The 20,309-nt window shown below is 39.9% G+C and carries 19 protein-coding genes and 2 pseudogenes; 6 read left to right on the plus strand and 15 right to left on the minus strand.

What is annotated here, in order from left to right:
• Window positions 1–198, plus strand: a pseudogene (locus G576_RS14150) (transposase); the annotation flags it as partial.
• Between the two features lie 147 nt (window positions 199–345).
• Here G576_RS14150 and G576_RS0108470 read toward each other — a convergent pair.
• Complete coding sequence (locus G576_RS0108470; protein WP_027974237.1) at window positions 346–558, minus strand: YdbC family protein; 213 nt, start codon at window positions 556–558, stop codon at window positions 346–348.
• 222 nt (window positions 559–780) lie between these two features.
• On the opposite strand from G576_RS0108470, the gene G576_RS0108475 reads away from it, so the two are divergent.
• The gene (locus tag G576_RS0108475) at window positions 781–1,098 is read left to right on the plus strand and encodes a hypothetical protein (protein ID WP_027974238.1); all 318 of its coding nucleotides are present in this window, start codon (window positions 781–783) and stop codon (window positions 1,096–1,098) included.
• Window positions 1,099–1,155: 57 nt separating this feature from the next.
• Here the strand turns inward: G576_RS0108475 and G576_RS12605 are convergent, their stop codons facing one another.
• The 3 genes and pseudogenes from G576_RS12605 to G576_RS12610 form a co-directional block, all read right to left on the minus strand.
• Entirely contained in the window at window positions 1,156–4,395 is a 3,240-nt protein-coding gene (locus G576_RS12605) for a pneumococcal-type histidine triad protein (protein ID WP_051178073.1), read from the minus strand.
• An 8-nt stretch (window positions 4,396–4,403) separates the two neighbouring features.
• Window positions 4,404–5,330, minus strand: coding sequence for a metal ABC transporter substrate-binding protein (locus G576_RS0108485; protein ID WP_027974239.1), 927 nt, complete (start codon window positions 5,328–5,330; stop codon window positions 4,404–4,406).
• A gap of 574 nt (window positions 5,331–5,904) precedes the next feature.
• Window positions 5,905–6,548 (minus strand): annotated as a pseudogene (locus G576_RS12610) (class I SAM-dependent methyltransferase).
• 264 nt (window positions 6,549–6,812) lie between these two features.
• On the opposite strand from G576_RS12610, the gene G576_RS0108495 reads away from it, so the two are divergent.
• From G576_RS0108495 to G576_RS0108505, 3 genes are all read left to right on the plus strand, one after another.
• The gene (locus G576_RS0108495) at window positions 6,813–7,493 is read left to right on the plus strand and encodes a response regulator transcription factor (protein ID WP_027974240.1); all 681 of its coding nucleotides are present in this window, start codon (window positions 6,813–6,815) and stop codon (window positions 7,491–7,493) included.
• Window positions 7,438–8,949 (plus strand): sensor histidine kinase, encoded by a 1,512-nt coding sequence (locus tag G576_RS0108500; protein ID WP_027974241.1) that lies wholly within the window; start codon window positions 7,438–7,440, stop codon window positions 8,947–8,949. Before G576_RS0108495 ends, G576_RS0108500 begins: the two co-directional genes overlap by 56 nt.
• 124 nt (window positions 8,950–9,073) lie before the next feature.
• Window positions 9,074–9,697, plus strand: a complete 624-nt coding sequence (locus G576_RS0108505) for a PepSY domain-containing protein (RefSeq protein ID WP_027974242.1) — start codon at window positions 9,074–9,076, stop codon at window positions 9,695–9,697.
• Window positions 9,698–10,165: 468 nt separating this feature from the next.
• Here G576_RS0108505 and G576_RS0108510 read toward each other — a convergent pair whose 3' ends face one another.
• Entirely contained in the window at window positions 10,166–11,452 is a 1,287-nt protein-coding gene (locus G576_RS0108510) for a peptidase U32 family protein (protein WP_027974243.1), read from the minus strand.
• 89 nt (window positions 11,453–11,541) lie between these two features.
• The gene (locus G576_RS0108515; RefSeq protein WP_027974244.1) at window positions 11,542–12,471 is read right to left on the minus strand and encodes a peptidase U32 family protein; all 930 of its coding nucleotides are present in this window, start codon (window positions 12,469–12,471) and stop codon (window positions 11,542–11,544) included.
• A 205-nt stretch (window positions 12,472–12,676) separates the two neighbouring features.
• Here G576_RS0108515 and G576_RS0108520 point away from each other — a divergent pair, with 205 nt between their 5' ends.
• Window positions 12,677–12,985, plus strand: coding sequence for a DUF3270 family protein (locus tag G576_RS0108520; protein WP_027974245.1), 309 nt, complete (start codon window positions 12,677–12,679; stop codon window positions 12,983–12,985).
• Window positions 12,986–13,151: 166 nt separating this feature from the next.
• Here the strand turns inward: G576_RS0108520 and G576_RS0108525 are convergent, their stop codons facing one another.
• From G576_RS0108525 to G576_RS0108565, 9 genes are all read right to left on the minus strand, one after another.
• Window positions 13,152–13,583, minus strand: a complete 432-nt coding sequence (locus tag G576_RS0108525; protein ID WP_027974246.1) for a YtxH domain-containing protein — start codon at window positions 13,581–13,583, stop codon at window positions 13,152–13,154.
• 3 nt (window positions 13,584–13,586) lie between these two features.
• Complete coding sequence (locus G576_RS0108530; protein ID WP_027974247.1) at window positions 13,587–13,997, minus strand: DUF948 domain-containing protein; 411 nt, start codon at window positions 13,995–13,997, stop codon at window positions 13,587–13,589.
• Window positions 13,998–14,005: 8 nt separating this feature from the next.
• A complete protein-coding gene (lgt, locus tag G576_RS0108535) occupies window positions 14,006–14,788 on the minus strand; it encodes a prolipoprotein diacylglyceryl transferase (RefSeq protein WP_027974248.1) in 783 nt (260 codons plus the stop codon).
• The gene (gene hprK / locus G576_RS0108540; protein WP_027974249.1) at window positions 14,781–15,716 is read right to left on the minus strand and encodes an HPr(Ser) kinase/phosphatase; all 936 of its coding nucleotides are present in this window, start codon (window positions 15,714–15,716) and stop codon (window positions 14,781–14,783) included. The genes lgt and hprK overlap by 8 nt, the downstream gene beginning before the upstream one ends.
• Before the next feature lie 421 nt (window positions 15,717–16,137).
• Complete coding sequence (locus G576_RS0108545) at window positions 16,138–17,469, minus strand: ISLre2 family transposase (protein WP_027974250.1); 1,332 nt, start codon at window positions 17,467–17,469, stop codon at window positions 16,138–16,140.
• A 161-nt stretch (window positions 17,470–17,630) separates the two neighbouring features.
• Entirely contained in the window at window positions 17,631–17,990 is a 360-nt protein-coding gene (locus G576_RS0108550) for a hypothetical protein (protein ID WP_027974251.1), read from the minus strand.
• 11 nt (window positions 17,991–18,001) lie between these two features.
• Complete coding sequence (locus G576_RS12615; RefSeq protein WP_051178075.1) at window positions 18,002–18,226, minus strand: hypothetical protein; 225 nt, start codon at window positions 18,224–18,226, stop codon at window positions 18,002–18,004.
• A gap of 150 nt (window positions 18,227–18,376) precedes the next feature.
• Window positions 18,377–18,961: a hypothetical protein gene (locus G576_RS0108560; protein ID WP_027974252.1), complete on the minus strand. Its 585-nt coding sequence runs from the start codon at window positions 18,959–18,961 to the stop codon at window positions 18,377–18,379.
• Between the two features lie 12 nt (window positions 18,962–18,973).
• Window positions 18,974–20,305 carry a CHAP domain-containing protein gene (locus G576_RS0108565; protein WP_027974253.1) on the minus strand — a complete coding sequence of 444 codons (1,332 nt, stop codon included), beginning with the start codon at window positions 20,303–20,305 and terminating at the stop codon, window positions 18,974–18,976.
• Window positions 20,306–20,309 lie beyond the last annotated feature (4 nt).

Raw genomic sequence — 20,309 nt, forward strand, 5'->3', positions numbered from 1 at the left:
TGCGAGGATATTCGTCATCAAAGAGGGATGAAGGAGCTCTACCAACATCGGAAAGAGACGATTGAACGGCTATTTGGCACAGCCAAGGAATACCATAATCTGCGCTACACGAGGGAAAAAGGCAAGTCCAAAATGGAGGATAAGATTGGACTGACTTTGGCGTGCTTAAATCTCAAAAAACTAGCTAAAAGGATGGCAAGAAGGCCTTTTTATTTTGTCCAGATGGGGTGGTTTCAGCATTAAAACAGCCATTTTTCTCTAAAAACAGTAAAAAAGACAAACACCAAAACGATGTTTGTCTGCAATCTGAGGCTGGGTATCCCCAGCCTTTTATCTGCTTTTAGCTTATTTTCTAAAAGCGTTCAAAATGGTTTTGAACTCTTCGTTATTGAGAGTGATACCTTTCCCCATCTTCGTATGATCTGGACTCCAGGTACGAATGTCCCATTTGGCTTCAGCACCGTTAAAGCTGACGCGGTTTAGCTCTTTTGTCCAGCCGTTTTCAGCGGTTGACAAGACCAAAAGTTTTTCCTCAATTTCAAAGGTAAATTCTGACATGATAAGTTCCAAAGAGAGGCTCCGCCTGCACTTTTGCAAAGGAAGATCTCAAGTTCAGTTAGACTGACTAACTAAACTATCCTTTCTTTTTAGTCTCAGGAAACAATCTCATTACTTCCTTAACTTACTATTCGTAAGTAAAAAAATATCGTCATGTTTTTGATAAAAATTTTTAATATTTTTTTGCTATAATTATTGTATCAAGATTTCGAGGAAAATGCTATGGAAAATATTGTCAAAAAAATCTTGTTTCAAGTCAAAGAATTTATCGAACCAAGTCCTAAACCATCTGCCATCAGCCTACGGAAAAACCAGCTAGCGCAGCTTATTCTCAAAGCCCAAAAAGAAAAGCGAGCTCTCCACGCTATTTACGAGGATAAAAGTTTTACAGGTCACATCAGCAAATATGACTCGGTTAACGGCAAACTCGTTTTAAAGAACATGACTAGCAAAGTCTCGACTATTATTGATCTGGATCAGCTACAAAAGCTGGCACTCGTTCCCAAAAGTATCACGAAAGCACAAAGTAAAACTGACTGATTATTCAGCCAGTTTTACTTTTTATTCTTATGGTTATTTAACACTTATTTAATAGAATCATTGTGGTAGCTCAGCCATGTTAAGTAGACTGTATGTAATGGTTTTACCATCTGATGTGCTGATAGATACAACTCCACTACTAATGTCTTTTATGCCATCAATGGCGATACGGTAAGTGTTCGCAATTTGGTAGAGTTTGGTGCTAAATTCCTCCCCTGTCAAACCATGAAGTTGTCCACGAGTCTTCATTTCGATATCAAACTCATCTTCTACTTCTACGTCTTCTTCAGTTTCTTCTGTTGATTCTGTTGCTTCAGACTCTTTTTCCTGATTAGAGTTTTTGCTTTCCTCAATTTCTGAAGGATTTTCTGCTGACTCAGATGCTGCCTCTCCTTTGACATGGTCACTGTCATTGCCCCAACCATCATCAGAAGCAGGACGATCTTCTGAGTGTTCAACATAGTATTTAATAGTAGCCAGTAACTGCTCCAAAGTGTAACCTGATGGAACCCTGATGGTCTTGTCATCAAACCAAGACATAGAAACATTATGATAATGATCTTGATGAGGAATGACGATTCTTCCATTTTGATAAGCAACTGCATAAGCGGTATTGTAGGGCATCAATTCAGCAGGAACTATTTTTTCTGGCGTCAATCTATCATAGATTTCGGCAGCTTTTTCGGAAGGCTTCGCTTGTTCTGAAGGGACTTCTGACTTTTTCTCTTCATCTTGAGAAGATGATTTTGCCTCTTCCTGTGCTTTAAAACCTTTTTCTTGGCAAAAAGCTTGCGCTGCTTGTCTTTCTTCCTCAGATAAATCACTTTTAGGAATCCAATGACTGTGTGTCACATGCGGAACCACATAGGCATCGCCTTCATCACTAACAATATCTCTGGCATCAAAAATGTAACCATCCGAAGTTGCATATCTGCCATTCTTCTTAGCCTCTGCTATCTCCTGTGAAGAATAAATAATCTGGTGATTCTTTAACTTAGCGCGCTCTGATTTTGGTGTGACTTTACTATCTGATTTTTCAACGACTTCTCTGTTAGATTTGGAAGTTTTATCTGATTTAGATTTCTCTTTATCAGCCTTAGCTTTGGCAAGGAGTTCTTGAGTGGCCGCCCATTCTTGCTCAGATAATTCTTTCTTAGAAATGGCACGAAGACTTCCACCACTAGCTCGAGGAATACTGAACGCCTCTTTCCAAACAAATGTTCCAGGATCCAAAACATCTTCTGCCGCAAAAATATAACCATCTGCTGTCGCAAAACGTCCCTCATTCCAAGCCTGTTTGACTTCTTCTGCCGAATGAATAATCTGCCAGTTTTTTAATTTAGCACGTTCTGATTTTGGTGTGACATTGGCAATAGTTCCAATTTCTTTATTAGCTCCATGACCTTTGCTCCAAATAGCTGGACGGTCTTTTGGATGTTGCATGATGTATTTGACACTTGCAATTTCCTTTGCCGTCAACCAACTATATGGAACAATATGAATATGGTCAATGTGAGGAATAACAAAAGAGTCCCCAGTGTCATAAGTAGCGTTCCCAGCATGCATTTTGAGTTCACTAGCTGTTACATAGAGTTTTGGCTCAAGTTCGTCTCCCTTTGGGGGAACAATATCATAAAGATATTGTCCCTTGGCAGCTGACATGAGTTCTTGCTCAGCAAAAGAAATCTTAGTTAAATCTAATTCTTGACGGGCGTAGAAATAATCTTTGCCATTTTCTACCATGACATAGCCTACCTGACCGTCTTGAGTTACTTTTTTCATGACTTTTTTGTAATCAAAGGCTGGTTTCACTAAACTTGGCTGTTTATCAATAGGTTGTTTTTGGGCGTCATGTTTTCCTGAGTTTTCTTTAATCCAAGCAGCAACTTGATCCAATTCATTTTGTTCGAGCTCACCAAAACCAATATAATGAATATGATTTCCGTGACTAGCTGACACCCCATTGTCATCCACAGATAAAATTGAGGTTTTACTAAAAACATAGCCATCTGATGTATCATAGGCTTTTCCATCTAGCCCTTTTCCATAGGCCAAGATATTTCTTCCCTGATAATTATGAAAAATCGCTTTCGGACCATTCTCAGCTGTTTTGGGGCTGATTTTAGTACCTATAGGAAGTTGCTTAGCCAGTGTTCTTTCCAAATCAGACATTCTATCATAAGGAATAAAGTGGAAATGGTCTCCATGTGGAACAACTACACCTTTATCTTTACGTTTTGTAATTTGGCTAGGATCAAAAACAAGGCCATCAGCTTCAGTATAACGTTCTGACTTTGGACTTTTATAAAGTTTTTCAAGAAGAACAGCTAGATTCTCTGTTTTTTCTTTCGGTAACAGAGGATTTTTTTGCCCACTAGTTCCTCCCTTATTGGTAGAGAATGACGGTAAAGTCCCAACAGTCATTAATGGTCTCTTTTTCTCTGTTAAAATAGAGTGATTTGTATCCAAAGACGGCTTCCATGTAGAAACTGCAGACGATGCGGAGCCCTTGTCCAAATGATCAGAGTTTGTCCCTTTTTGATGTTTTCCATCCCAATAAGCTTGAGCAGCTGCCAATTCGGCTGCTGATAAGTCTGATTTTGGGATAAAATGGAAATGGTTGCCATGTGGCACCAAAAAACCGTCTCCTAAGTCATCAACAACATCACTTGGACTAAACACATAGCCATCATCAGTTGTATATGCCCCGTTCGTATGTCTATGAGAAGATGTGCTTTTTGAATCTAAAGAACTTGCCTTTTGGGAATGACTAGTGAAGCTTCGCGAGTCACCCTGTTTCTGACTTGCTTCTTTACTTCCTTTTTCCCTCTCAGCCGCAATCTGTTCCTTAGTTCGTATATTCTTGTGGTCTCCTCCCTCTTTTAGATACACATAATATTTTCCATCAACCTTGATGATATAACCATCTTTAACTTCATTGATGACGTCTTCCTGTTTAAAGACATAATTTGCATCTTTGAGGATGAGTTCCTCACTAATCAAAGCATCAAATGGAACTTTACCATTATAGTAATGGTAATGATCCCCATGAGAAGTCACGTAACCGTCATCCGTAATTTTGACAACAATCTGCTCTGCACTAATGCCCTCCTCCTGACTGATTTGATCAGGAGTTTTGCTTTCTGATGTTTGCTTATCTTGCTCTTGATGGGACTCTACGTATGCAATTCCTGAATTCTGAGTTTGAGTAGCTTGATATTTTCCTAACTCGTAGGTCAATAATCCTACCCCAACCAAAACACTAGCTGCGGAACCAATAATATATTTCTTCTTCATAAACACTCCTATTGACTTAATTCCTTATATAAAACTTCTAAATTTTCTTCAATGTTTTCTAGGAAAGATTTTGAATTTTTGGGGTCTGACTCCAGAGGACTCAAAATCTTCAATTCAGCACCCGTTGACTCAGCTACTGTCTCCGCTACTTTCTGAGAAACATTTTTTTCAGCAAAAATTGTCTTCACTTGGTACTGTTTGATAAAATCTTTAATTTCTTTCAACTGTCGAGGAGTTGGTTCCTGTTCAGGCGAAATTCCTGAGATACCAAGCTGAGTTAAACCAAAACGCTTGGCTAGGTAGGAGAAAGCTGTATGCTGGGTCACAAAAACCTTATTTGAAACATTCTTAAACTTCTGTTGATATTTTTCTGTGAGTTGCTTCGCTTCTTCCTTAAAGCGTTTAGCATTTTTCTTATAAACAGACTCATGCTTAGGATCTAGTTGGCTTAGTTGTTTCTCGATACGTTCTACTTCATCGGCGGCCATTTTCGGATCTGTCCAAGTGTGGGGATCGTATAAGGTAGCAGGGTCAATCCCGTCACTAACTTCCATATCTTCCAATCCATGAACTTTTGACAATTCCATATCCTTTGTGGCTTCCAACACAACGACATTTGATTGATTCAAATTAGGTTCCAGACGTCCAGCCCAAGTTTCAAGAGTGTGGGAATGATAGACGAAGACATCCGCATCATAGATAGCCGCTACATCATTTGCTGAAGGCTCAAATGAGTGAATTCCTGATCCTGACTGTATCATCCTAACATCATTGAGATCTCCCGAGATGGCCTTTGTCATGGCATAAACAGGATAGAAACTCGTCACAATACGCATCCCCTTTGGCGGAGAAACTTTTTGCTGACAGCCTATCAAAAGCGTCAAACAAAGACAAAACACCAATATCAGACACCCATACGAGAGTCGATTTTTCATAAAACAAACCTCCTTTACTTAACTGGTTGATTAACCGGTTAAGTAAATTGTATCAGGATTTTTCTTATTGTCAAGAAGAATTATTAAAAATTGACTAAACCATTCCAGATGTCATCATCTTATCTGAATTTATAGTCGAATGAATGAGCTTTCAGACAAGGAACTGAGGGGCAGGCAGTACTAGAGTACAGCAAGTCGAAAGTAACGATGTCTCAAAGCTAATTCAAATGCCTATAGTATTCAACGAAAATCACAATCAGCTTATCTCCGACCTCCGACTATTTGAGATGTAGTTGGTCTTAAAAATGGACACTGGAAATCCTCACTGCTACTTTCACTCATCAGGTCTTCATTTCTGATTTTCGGAGGCTAAGTCTATAAGAAAACGGAGATTTAGACACTAGCTCCTAAATGAAGCACAAGAAAAATACTCCTGTTAAAATCTAGTAAACTAGAAACAGGAGTATTTGTTATAGATTAAAAAGACAGAGGGTAGAATGTAAATGGTATTATTTGCAAGGTGAACCGCACCACCAAAAGGAGAAAATCCAGTTACTAATAGCCTTCTTTACTCTCACTCCTTCAAACGAATTTCTCTGTAATGACATTTTTGATTGGGACGTCTATGCCGAATAAAGTCAAATTCTTCAAAAATACTGTCTCTAAAATGAGCTTTTATCACTATTTTTTCCTTGGCTACACGTTTAGCTTCCAATAATAGTTCTTCTGTTAATCGACTTCTATCAGCCATTTCTACTAGGCCAGCAAGGTTTTGCGATTCTTTGATTTCCTGAGAAAACATAGGATCAAAGTAAACTACATCAACAGACCGACTATTCTGTTCCTTTAAATAGGTTAGACTATCTATCCATTTGGTCTGTATTGAACGCATTGCAGTATTAACCAACGTATTGCCACTATCAACATCTTGTAAGCCATGACTCACGATAAAATGAATGAGCTGTGAACTTTCCAAAGCAGTCACCTGATGTCCTCCACTAGCTAATACAATACTATCAGATGCCAAACCCATTGTACAATCTAGAATCGTTTTCTTTGAAGGTCCTATTAATTCTAATAGCGGATCACGACCAGATTTGATACGCAACATGGCTGTATCTGGATGGAAAAGAATTTTTGACCATTTTGCTGCTCTAAAATGAGTTTATCCTGATAGACCACCAATACCTTGTCCGCCACTTCTAATAAAGAGGAAATAGACTGCCTATTTCATTTCACATATTCTATACCTAACTCGTCAGCAAGTTCTTTTGCTCTAGCAACAAGATTGCCAGTAATTCTCAGACTTGTAGTTATCATTACTTTCATACTAAATCTAGTATATCAAAAAAAATAGGAGGAACTCATTCCGATTATATATCTTGAAAATCTGAGGCAATTTTGTGGCAAGAGAGAGAGGCAGCCTATTTTTACTGGAAATTATGATATGATGGAAAGAGAAAATGGTGAAGGAGAAAGATGATGGCCAAGGTTTATATAGCAGATGATGAGAAAAATATCCGAGAGCTCCTAGGAACATTTTTGAGCAAGGAAGATATTGCTGTCGAACTCTTTGAAACGGGAGACCAGCTCTTGCTGCGTTTTATGGAAGAAGAGGCAGATGTGGTGGTGCTGGATGTCATGATGCCAGGTACAGATGGTTTTGGGACAGCTGCAGCGATTCGAAAACGGTCAAATGTGCCCATCATTCTCTTGACAGCACGCGATAGTGATAGAGATTTTGTGGAAGGTTTTTCCTCCGGAGCGGATGACTATTTCACCAAACCTTTTTCACCAATCCAGTTGACCCTACGAATTAAGGCTATCTTGTCTCGGAAGGTCAAGGAGATTTCTCCAGCTGATACCCTCAGTTTTCAAGGACTTCAGTTATCAGACAAGGACCGTGCTGCTTATTTTCAAGGACAAGCCATCAAATTAACCAATACAGAGTTCGAATTGTTGAAGCTCCTCATGCAACATCAGGATAAGGCTCTTTCACGCGACGAACTCTTGTCCCAGGTTTGGGGTTATGAGAGTGATGTGGAGACAAGGGTGACAGATGATACTATTAAACGCTTACGAAAGAAACTAAGACAGGTGGAAAGTGATGTTCAAATTGAAACAGTTTGGGGCTACGGCTTCAAGTTGGCTAAAAAAACTTAATCCTTATAGAAAAGATGGTTCTAAAAGCTTAAAGGCAACTCTTTTTGTTCAACCCTTAGCCATTATCTTCTTATCATTAGGACTGATATTACTGATTTTTAATCTAAGTCTGAGAACCTTTGTCAATGATGAGGTCAACACCGCTGTCCAACATCGCTATGACCAACTGGACAAGCTCTATCTAGGTCAAAAGGTTGAAGACACCCAGCATGATAGCATCTTTTCGACAAGCTATGTGATTGTCGATGAACAGTTCAAAACTCTCTATATTTCAGCCAGTCAAGATGACATTTCTGCCTCCAGTATTTCCAATCAGGTGGTCAATTACTTCACAGAGCATGATGAGGACTGGGAATTATTGGACGAGGCAGAGGAGGAGGAACTGGAAATTGAAGAACCTGAGTCAGGAAGTCAGCCAGTTTTTGTTCCTCTAAATGGCCGAAATTATGCAGTTAAAATCCAGGAATATGAAGGGCAGTTAGAGGACTATTATGTCCGTCAGTCGGAATCTTCTGAACAGACCTATTATATTCTGGTTTTTGCCAATATCAGCCCTGTTCAGAAATTTTCAGCCTTGGTCAATTGGATTTTGACAGGCTTGACTCTGGTCATTGGGCTCTTAGCCAGTGGTCTGATTTTCCTGACTTCGCGCAAACTAGATGATGCCTTTTTCAGCTTGAAAACCTATATCTCCAAGGTTGGGCAACGGGAGCAAAATTTAGTATTAGAAAGACTGCCTTACGATGAGCTGAATCAAGTTGGCCAGTCCGTCGAGACAATGAACCACATGATTGATGCCAACCAGCGCAGCCAAAAGATCTTTTTCCAAAATGCTTCGCATGAACTGCGGACACCGCTCATGTCTATCCAAGGCTATGCGGAAGCTATTGGAGAGGGAGTTGTCACAGATCCTCAGGCTGCCGCTGCTATCATTCAGGAAGAAAGTGCAAAAATGAAGCAGCTGGTAGATGATATCCTAACCCTGGCCAGGGTGGAGGATTTCAAGCAGGCCCTCGATATGGAAGAGTTATCCATTTCTGACCTGCTATATGATGTCAGCTGGGGGCTCAAAAGCAAGGCAGACCAGGCTGGTCTGACCTTTGTCCATGATTTCAAGGTCACGGATGACCAAGTTTTGGGAGATGAAGCTCTACTGGAACGCGCAATTTCCAATATTCTCCACAATGCCTTGCGTTTTGCCCGAAAGACTATCACCCTGATGACCAAGCAGGTGAAAGATGGCCTTGAAATTTGCCTGAGTAATGACGGACAACCGATTAGCCCAGATGATTTGGGGCATGTTTTCGAGCGTTTCCACAAGGGAAAAAATGGCAATTTCGGTATCGGTCTGGCCATGACCAAGGAAATTATTGAACGCCACGGCGGCTCAATTTCTGTCCAATCAGATGAGGCAGCAACCACCTTTATCATCTTTCTTCCAACTGCGCAGAAATGAGGCAAAAGAAATGTCTCCATTTGCCACCATTTTGCCACACTTTTACACCAAAATAACCGAGAAATCTATCTCGGTTTTTTATATACTAGGTTCATAAAGAAAAATACATAAAGGAGTTCTTCAAATGGAAGTAACAAGCAAAATGAAAAAAATCATCATCGGTGGTCTTGCCGGTTCAGCCCTCTTAATCGCAGGTGGCATCTATGCCTACCAAGATACAGGCTATTCTCTGACAGCAGCAGAAGCCCAGGAAATTGCCTATGAAAATGCAGGAGTGAGTCCATCAGACATCACCTTTAAGGAAGTGGACAGGGACCGTGAAGACGGTAAAGCAACTTACGATATCGACTTTACAACAGCGGAAGGGGACTACAGTTACACCATTGATGCTCAAACCGGTTCAATCCTAGACCGCGATTTTGATGAAAATGGCTTGCCCTCTAAATCCTCTACCAGCACAAACCAATCCAGCGATAAAGCTGCGCTTGACAGTCAATCAGGTACAACAACTGCACCAGTGACCCCTAAAGTTTCAGACGATCAAGCCAAGGAAATCGCCCTAAAAGATGCAGGTTTGGCGGAAACTGCTGTTTCCAATCTCACGGTAAAACTTGATGAGGAAGATGGCCAAGTACACTATGATGTGGATTTTGATGATTTGGCAAATAATTTGGACTATGATTATCACATCAATGCTGAAACAGGAGCTATTCTAGAGAAGTCTAGTGAAACTTTGGAAAACAATTAGAAAGTACCTAGCTTAAAAAGCAAAAGCAAACCCAATTAACTTTCCCTTTTCTGACCCAAATCGATCTCTGGTTATTCTCCAAATTCAACTTTGATTTTCATTGAAAAGAAAAAATCTGAGAGCGACACTGTACTGCCCCCTACAATAAGACACAAGAAAAACACCCCTATTGACTTCTAGTACATCTCATAAACTAGAAAGAGGAGTGTTTTCTTATTCAATAGAAATCAAGTTATCCTGTATCGAATGCTTCCACTTCGTCCTAAAATCTGAAAGCTCTACATCACACCTCATCCTGAAGCGAGAATACTCCAGAAATGAAAAGACCAATCTTCTGTAGGATACAGAAAACTGGCCCCCTAAAAAGTATTTTCCCTGTCCCATTAGCTGAGGCGTGTGCCTTATCCCAGTTTTTAGAACTAACACTCGTCAACTACTGGAAAGTCATGTCTTCTCAATTTTACAACCTTACGCTCGAACGGTTTTCGTCGTTCCATCTTCTTGATAAAGATTAATGAGACCTTCCTTGCAGGCACGAATCATATCTCCTGGTTTGACTGCTTGAGGAACAGTAATGGTCAAGAGCTCCATCGGATTTGGGGCACGGTCAATTTTATTCCCCTTGTCATCATGGAGGTCTTCAATAAAGCACTCAAAATGACGGAAACCTGGTCCATAAAATTCAACACGATCACCTTCCATGATCACATTACGTTGACGGATGGTCGCAGTCATGTTCGCTTCATTGAAGGCAACAACCTCACCAACGAATTTATACTGAGGAATTTTACGACGAGCTCCGAAAAGTTGCTCGTTTTCGCTTGGGGTAGAATAGTAGAACCCCGTAGCTAGCTCACGTTGGGCAACTTTCCACATTTCATCCACCAAATCCTGTTTGATGGCTTCAAACTTTTCTGGGCTTTCCATATAGGCATCGACAGCTGCTTTGTAACAGTTGGCAACGGTTGAGACATAGTGGATGGATTTCATACGACCTTCGATTTTAAGGCTGTCCACACCATTTTCAATCATATCAGGAATGTGGTCTATCATTGACATGTCAACAGCTGACATCGAAAAAGCTTCTGGAACTTCTCCTTGAATACTCTTACGCTCCTGACCAAATGGCATGTCATAGAGGTCATATTTCCAGCGGCAAGATTGTGAACAGCCACCACGGTTAGCGTCGCGGTCCGACATGTGATTAGAAAGCGTGCAACGGCCTGAGTAAGAAATACACATAGCACCGTGGACGAAAGCCTCGATTTCAAGGTCTGTACGACGGCGAATTTCCGCCAATTCTTCCATAGAAACCTCACGCGCTAAAACAACACGAGTAAGGCCGTACTCTTTCCAAAAGTGGAAAGTTTCCACGTTGGTCGCAGAAGCTTGAGTTGACAAGTGAATTTCAAGACCTGGGGCTTCTGTCGCACAGATTTCGATAAGAGCTGGGTCCGAGACGATAACCGCATCAAGTCCCATATCACGAAGTTCACGGAACCAAGCACCTGCACCTTCTTCATTCCCCTCGTGAGTGACCATATTGGCAGCAACATAGACTTTAGCCCCACGAGCGTGTGAATAGTCAATTCCCTCACGCATTTCTTCCATTGAGAAGTTACCTGCACGGCTACGCAAGCCGTAGGCTTGTCCACCGACAAAAACAGCATCTGCGCCATAATCAACAGCGACTTTCAATTTTTCTAAAGTTCCCGCAGGCGCCAAGACCTCAGGACGACGTTTAACATTTGACATTATTTCTCCTATTTACAAGATAGTTGAATTAAAAATATTGCTAGACCCTGAAATAGTAACTCAATTCTAGCAAATGTGATAGTTAAGACCTATTTCACACGGTCAGGTTCGTAGTCATAGAAACCAGTACTGAGCCCGCGATTGGCTGGGTGTAATTTACGAATGGCTTCGTCAAATACAAAGGCTTTATCTTGTGAAAATTGGCCAGCTTCCATTAAATCACGAGCCTCGACAAAGTATTCAGCAATTTGAACAAAATTCTGACCAGGGCAATAGACTCCATCTAATTTCCAGTGGTTAAATCCATGTTCATTGAGTTCAATGAGTTTTGACATCATATCAAGGTCGTTATTGGCAAAGATATGAGTGCCATGGTTATCCTCATATACTGAGTAGTGAGAATCTTTGTCACCTGGTTCTGCCAAGAAAAGGTCTCGCTCTTTACCCACTCGCTCTTCAGTCTTGATAAAATTATAGTAATTTTGTAAGAGTGGACGTTTTGAATGGTGAATAATGCTTGCGCCGTAAACTAAGACCTCACCTGGAATCTCTAATTTCTCTCCCAAAACAAAGAGCTCAGCTGACGGAATTTCACGCGCTAGCACTGCTTCCGAAGCTCCAGCCGTCTTCCCCCAGAAATTAATCTGACGGCTAGAAGTTACCATGGTCGAAGCATCGTAGATAGTCTTGAAGGGACGATTGTCACGCTTGCAGATGTAGAAAACCCCTGCATCACCAACCGTAATGTAATCTGCTCCAATTTCTTCCAAGAAATCTAGGTATTCTGGCAGAGCGTCCATCATGGCCTGATGCATGAGAGCATTGACCGCAACGGTCAACTCCTTGCCTTTTTCATGAACCAGCGCAGCAATCTTTCGCATCTCAGGAAAAGAAAGATTCTTGGGCAAACGCAGTCCGTAAGCCATCTCTCCGATATAAATACGGTCAACGCCCAGCTCTAAAAGATTCTGAGCTTGTTCCAAACTTTCTGCTGTTGCAGTAATGATAATTTTTTCCATAACTTATATTTTAACAGAAAACAAGCTATTTGCCTAGAATTTTTAGATTTAAACCGCTTTAAATTTGCTCTTTCTAGCCCACTCCTTTCTAGTTAATGAGCTTTAGTTTGCTATCTTTCTCACTTGTAACCTTTTTGTAACAAATTATTATACTATTTTATGGTATGATAATGATGTTGTAACCTGCACAAAAAGGTGTTGTTTTATGATTTTAAAGAAAGGAGTTCCTATGGCTGCACAATTAAAGCACAAGTTTAACGATGAAAAAGTTACTTCCATCCATAAAGCAGAGCCAAAATTTCAAGAATACAAAGCCCTTAATACTCAGGCAACAAGATTCCAAGATTTACTCTTCTTTGGTCGCATCGTTTCATTTGCCATCTCTGCCGTGCTATCTTGTTTTGTTCTATTGACTGCCAACGTCACTCCTATTCTTGCCTTTCCAATCGGTATGCTTATGGGAAGTCTCCTAACGGTACTTGTCTTCTTCTTGATTGACTTACTCAGACGCTAGTTTCACAGGAGGCTAGTTTTTTTATGGACAGATGTGACTGAGCAATAAGCAATCAATGGCTTAAAATCACCAATGATCATCATAACGTATGAAAAATGAGCAACTCCAACTGGAATTGCTCTTTTTTATATGCGAGGGCTGGCTACTTTTGCCTAGTCTACTCTCTTTATTCTGTATCTGTAGAGGCAGGATCTTCATCATTTTTTGTCAAATCAATAACGATATCTTCTTTGACCACTTCTTCCTCAGGAACATCAACAATAACAGATTCATCTTCTGAAGCAGCCCGAACTGCCTCATTGACCTTGTCTTTGACTTGTTCCACAGTAGCTTTGACCGCTTGACCGATATTATCAGCGCTAAATTCTCCTGATTCCCATTTACCCTTATATTCGGTGAAGGCGTCTGTTGCTAAATCCTTATATTCTGCCACTTTTTCCTTAGCGGCTTCATGGTAGGCATCAGGATTCGCCTTGTAGTCATCAAAACTTTCCTTAACTTTAGCCACAATTTCTTTACCTTTTTCTGTTCCAAGGAAATATGCTGCCGCTGCGCCAGACGCAGCCCCTAAAATAACGGTTTTAAGAAATTTATTCATGAGTTAGACCTCCTTATTTTTACCTTTTTTACTAAATACCTTAGAAGCCATACGGGCTGCAAAGGCTGCTTTGCCCGTATTAGCAACGACTGATGTTCCACGACTTGCTTTTGATGACAGGGTTCGTGCTTGTTGATTCAAATCTGAAACACTGACAGATAAATCGGCAATGGCTGTAAAGAGCGGATCGATTGTTGCCACCTTGCCATTGACATCATCTACCAAGATGCTGGCTTTAGCCAAGATTTCATTAGTCTGATAAAGAGTAACGTTCACATCACTGGTCAAAACCTTTATCGTTTGTCTGGTTTCTTCAACTGTTTCTGTCAGTTTTTTAAGAAAAAGCACCACGAAAACCACTAGTACAACAATAGCAATCGCAATAATTAAAAGAGCAATTCCACCCAAATCCATATCTTACCTCACTTCGTTTGATAATAAGGAACGTCAGCCTTGCGGCGACGACTGATAACAAAGACTAGTCCTGCAATGACTAAAATAGCACTCAGCCACTGAGAGACCCGTAGCCCCATCAGCATGAGACTATCTGTCCGCATGCCTTCGATGACAAAGCGTCCGCAACCATACCATATCAGGTAAAAAGCTGTGATTTCTCCCTGCTTAAAAAAGTTGGGACGACGACGGAGCACCAAGATGATGACAAAGCCAACCAGATTCCAAAGACTTTCATAAAGAAAAGTCGGTATTCGGTAACTACCATCAATATACATTTGATTTCTGATAAATTCAGGAAGGTAATCAAGACTAGCTACCTTTTTGCCATATGCCTCTTGATTGACAAAGTTCCCCCAGCGGCCAATGCTTTGCGCAATCATAACACCTGGCACTGCAATATCCAAAAAGTCAATCGGCTTAATCAAGCGATAGTAAGAAAAGACAAAGAGTACAATCGCTCCTGTAATCAAGCCACCATAGATAGCCAGTCCACCATTCCAAATGGCAAAGACTTCATTCAAGTGTTGTCGGTAATAAGACCATTCAAAAATAACATAATAAAGTCGAGCACCTAATATGGCCAAAGGGAAGGCAATCAGGATAAAGTCTGTCACATCATCCGCCGAAATATTCTTCTTTGGGCCTTCTTTACTTGCCAGATAAACGGCAAGTGCCACGCCAGCCAAGATAATCAATGCATACCAATGAATGGCAAATGGCCCTAACTTAATAGCTATAGGATCAATCATCGGCTTCTCCATTCTGATTAATCAGAGCAGTCAAGCGTTCTTCAAAAGTTTTAGTTGCATCATAGCCCATCAGACGCGCCCGATGATTCATAGCTGCTGCTTCAATAACGACTGATACGTTTCGACCTGTCTTAACGGGAATGCGAACACGAGGAACTTTTACCCCCGCAAACTCAATTTCTTCATTGCCATTTCCAAGACGGTCAAAGACCTTACCCGTTTCAAAATTTTCAAGGTACACTGCCAACTGAACTTGCGTCGAGGATTTAACAGCACTAGCCCCATAAAGGCTCATGATGTCAATAATCCCGACACCACGAATTTCTAGGAGGTGACGCAGAATCTCTGCTGGCTCTCCCCAGAGTGTTTCCTCATCTTTGGCATAAACATCCACACGATCATCTGCCACGAGGCGATGCCCTCTTTTGACAAGCTCTAAACCAGTCTCACTCTTTCCGATTCCTGAATCACCTTGAATGAGAACTCCCATGCCATAAATGTCCATTAGAACTCCATGAACACTGATTCGCTCTGCTAATTGAGCATGAATAAACCAAGACATCTCACCCGCTAAACTACTGGTAGCTGTACGTCCACGAAGAACTGCAACACCTTTTTCCTTAGCTGATTTAATCATTTCTTCAGGAATTTCCAAGTCACGAGCCACAATAATGGCTGGGGTCTCTGGTTTAAACATCTCGCTCAGTACAGCATAACGATTATGGCTGGCCATACTCATCAGGTAAGACCACTCTTTCATGCCCAAAAGCTGGACACGTTCTGGCGAGTAATAGTTAAAATAGCCGGTCATTTCAAGCCCCGGACGGGAAATATCAGACGTCGTAATCTCCTTTTGCAGGAGCTCCTCTGTCCCGTAAATCACTTCTAACTTAACCTTATCCACCAACATTTTTACAGTAAGTGTCATAAGTTTCCTTTCCAAAGTAAGCGCTTTGCACTTAGTTTTGTATATTATAGCATTTTTTGGAGTTTTTTGGAAATGGCAGAGCAGATTTGTATGCGGTAGAATTTTTTAGAATGGTCAATTCTGTATTGTCTGAGAAGAACTTGTTACCGAGATGTAAAGAAAAAGCTGAACAATTTCTTGCTCAGCCCTTGACAGTGATACGTTTATCCTGTATCATAAATTAAAGACTGAGTAAGAAGTGATGGTTCTTACTCGGTAAGTGGTACGCTGTCGGAGGCGTGCCACTTTTTTATTCGATTAAGTTATATAAATTATAACACACGTAGGCACACCAAGCAAGTATTTTCTTTAGAATTGTAGCACAAATAACCTTTCTTTTGAAAGGTTATTTGTTATATAACAAGTTATATAACTTTTTGATTTATTTATCGAACCTAAGACCTCTTTTTCCTTCTCTTTTATTTAGGCGATGAAGCTTATATTCCCGCTCAATTTGATTCAATTGTGACTTAATTAGACCTGCTGAAACAGATTCTAGTTCAGTCATTTTTTCATACTCCTCTCTCCAAGAACCAAAAAATAAATCTCTGAGTTGTTCCTCATAATTGAGAACAATTATACGGCTCATTGTCTCTGCACCCCAAACTGTCCAATACATACCACGTTTTTTCATCCTGTAAGTAATTTTACGGTGTTGAGACTCCATAATACCTATCCCTGCATGAGTGAACCCCCTTAATTCAGCTGGCTTAGTGTATTGAAAATTATTTAACAGCTTTCTCTTGAAACTCTTAAACTCTTCCATTTCTTCTTCAGTCAACACTAATGCCTCTGTTGTGTCTAATACAGTGCGTAATTTCCCTTTATCATGTTGCTTTATCGCTTGAAAAGCTCCCTCAAGTAACTCTTCTGAATAAGATTTAAAAAAGGATTTTAACTTTTGGTTAACATGGTACTCATCCCAAAAATGTTCGTGACGCTTGATTTTCAAAGCCTTGGCAATCTCCTTAAAAACATATGGAGTATAACCATGACCTCCATCAGAGTTTGTAATAAGTAGAGTCCTATCTGTTATCTCGTAGGTGTTATAGAGATAATCTAATACTTGTTCTCTAGCCAACCGATTATCCAAGCCAACAAACTCCTTTTTATCTTTTAGCTCAAAGCGATTACTTCCAATTTTGTGACTTCCTGTATGAACTACGAAATGAGATAAATCATAGTGACGGTTATCTGTATCAACGTCACGTACCTTGACCATTACACCGTCACCTTCAATATAAATCACATCAACCTTCTGCCTCTCTACTTCTTCATTATCTTCATAGAACCGATAAGCAGCTCGTTCTGCCAGTAATTTATCACATAGTTTAACAGCTTGAACTACGGTAGGCTTTGTAATTCTAATATGATAGGTCATCTGAATAACCTGAGTTACCTTTTCATAGGGCATCATCGTAGATAGTCTAGCAACCTGGTACATAAATTCCCAGGAGAATCGCACATTCTTTTTTAATCCAAGTTTCTCATCCACTGGAACAGACCACTGATCACCTTTTTTCCATCTACGACGACGAAACGTAAACTCTCCAAAGGTAAAGGCCACAGTGCGCTCAGTTGAATGAATGCAGGTATAGCCTCTCGCTTTCATAACTGGAACCATTTGCTCATCATATTTAGCTACAAAATCATAAAAATCAAGTGCATTTTGGGCAAATAGTTGCTCTTTAAGTTCTCGTTCATCAAAGTTCATTGACTCTCTCCCTTAAATTAGAATAACGTGCCCTATTTTATAAATTTACTAATGCCTTTTCAAGTTTATCTTGATTCTGATCCGAAAAGAAAAAGGCCTTCCAAAAATGGAAGGCTCCTATGTTTCAATGATTATTCAGTAACTCTAAAATTTTCGACATGTTAGTTCCTTTTTCCATAGATAGCCCTATGTTTTTTTAGCTTTTTGGCCTCTTTAACGGCTCTTATCTGCTCATCAATAAACAGCCAAGTCATGAAGACAAAAGGAAAACCTATAAGCATAACAATCCCTATTTCTAAAAAATCTGCAATGAACGAAAAGCCACCTGAGAAATGAACTCCTAGAGCAATTATAATAATAGGTAATACTAGGACAGGAACAAACTTCAGTGCCAACAGTCCGACAACCAACAAGAAAAACATATTTAATCCGATTGTCTGGTAAAAGATATAGATAGCCATTGCTGCAATCAACCACCAAAAAGTCTGAACTAATTTTTTGAGAGAAACAAAAATGATCATGATTAAGCTCCTTATTTTTTAGTTTTTAGTTTTCTCTGCATCTTGCTCCATTCTTTAATAATTAAATTTTCTAAGTAGTCTGAAGCAGATTTAGAACCATGAAATTTTACTAATTCCTCTAGTTTCTGATAGCGCACATCATAGTGAAGTGAAAAAGGATAACGCCCCTTTTTGTTATTTTTCGGTAATTTATTATCACTTATTGCTTGACTAGTAAGAGGTTTTTGATTCTTCATAAATAAACTCTTTCAAATATAAATCATTATAATTTGTTATATAAAAAGTTATATAACTTTTATAAACATATTTTATATAAAAAAGCCATAACTGTCAATAAAAACGCACAACTTGTTATATAACTTTTTGTGCGTTTTATTTTTTAGTTACTATCCAAAAGTTCCACCAATATTTCCACCAACATAGGCTTTCAGCTGTATCTGATTTACCGTGGTATTAAAGTTTCCTACAAAATAACAGTTATCTTCTCCCTTCTTTGTCAGAACAATCAAAAATTGAACAACATCCTCATTTTCAGATGGCATAACTTCTAGCTTACTTGATTGATACTCATATTGATTTACCAGAAGTGCCATCGCAAAGGTTTGAACCATTCCATTTTGACTCATAGAAAGATGATTTTCTAGTGTACCACTAACATTTGATAAATGTTCTGCTTTCTTAATAGCATTGATAGCCTCATCAAATGCTTTAAGTACCTGTTGCTTATGTTCTTCACTACCTTCTGTATAAGAGTGTTCTAGCTTCAATTTCGCTGTCCGATAATTCTTTTCATCAACGGTTTCTGGAGTTGCTTGTGATGCAGCATCATCTACTGATGGATTCGTCTGTTCGCTCTTGGATTCTTGAGGATTACTACTGGTTAGATTTCTATAAACAGCAAATCCAGAGAAAATTAGTAATAGTCCAACCACAATGACATAAATCATATTATCTTTCATCCATTCTTTCATTGATTTCTCCTTTTACTTTCCAAGCTTAGGTTCTTTTCCATCTGGATAAGCAAAGGTAGTAATTTCTGCCTTTTGTTGCTCTGGTGTCCAGATACGATAGTTCCAGGTATAAGATTTTTTGAAATAATCTGCTCCTGATAGCGGTGTGTTTTGCTCTACAATCAAAATTGAACCATTTTCAAAAACATGGCACACAATACCCGTGTGGCCATAGCCTCCGTTTTGTGTAGAAAAGATTGCTCCCTTTTTAGGAGTAGTTTTGATGGAATTGCCAAAGATGCTAGCCCATGCAGCTGCTTGATCTTTACCGTTCCCAGTAACTGATCCTGAATGCCCCCAAAGATGATTTCCTAAGCTAATTGTTAAATTAACGCATTGACCAGCTAAATAATCACTACCTGGATTAAACCATCCAGAAGGATTGGCATAAGCCATGCCAAGTGTTTTGGGATCAATGATATACTGTTTCAAACTCTCTGGTAGGTTATCAGGACTATATCCCCACGCTGTCGCATCTGCTGGAACTGTTCCTGTACCATCAGTAGCACCGCCTGAGGAAGAATCACTACAATCTTTACTGTTGCTTGTAAAAGTATCAGATGAGTTATTATCTCCAGCTGAAGTTGTAGTTACTTTATAAGGTTTATCGCCATGAGCGCTGATAGCTTCCTTATCCAGCCATTCATACTTTTTACCAAGCGTATGATACATGTCAATAAGCTTAGTTTTATAGGTACCGTCAGTAGCCCAGCCACCGTCTGCAATAGCACTTAGAGTCGCTATACCATCCGTATTGTTGATAGCCTTAGTATATAGTGTTTGGTGAGCCATAAACTCTGCTTTACCAACAATGCCAGCATCATAACTGGAGAACCAGGTGTAAGCTCCACCTGTACCATCTCCTACATTAGCTCCTGGTTTCGTTCCTGTTAGGTCAACACTATCTTCACCATAAGTTGCTAGAGTAACAGGGAAGTTGCTCTTGCTCGAAGTTTTAACACCACCCATATTGTGTGCTTGCCAAAACGAGGTGCCATTAGGATTAGAGAAATTGAATCCATTTTCAATCATAGTCTGCGTGATCGATGCAGACGGTAAGAACCCACCAGCTTTCCAAGACAGGATATAAGCCTCTTTGTGCTCCTTGACAAATGAATCAATTGAGCCATCACCTGAAGAAATAGAGGACTCTGTAGAGGCAGAAGTTGCTACTTCAGTTGTACAATTCGTTTGAGAACTACTCACAGCCCCCAAAATACCTGCTAGTATGGTTACACCAATACTAATTAGAAACACAAGAGAGATGAGCGGTGCTAGTATCTTAAATAGAACTGCTTTTTTCACATAT

It is taken from the genome of Streptococcus porci DSM 23759 (assembly GCF_000423765.1).
Taxonomy (GTDB): domain Bacteria; phylum Bacillota; class Bacilli; order Lactobacillales; family Streptococcaceae; genus Streptococcus; species Streptococcus porci.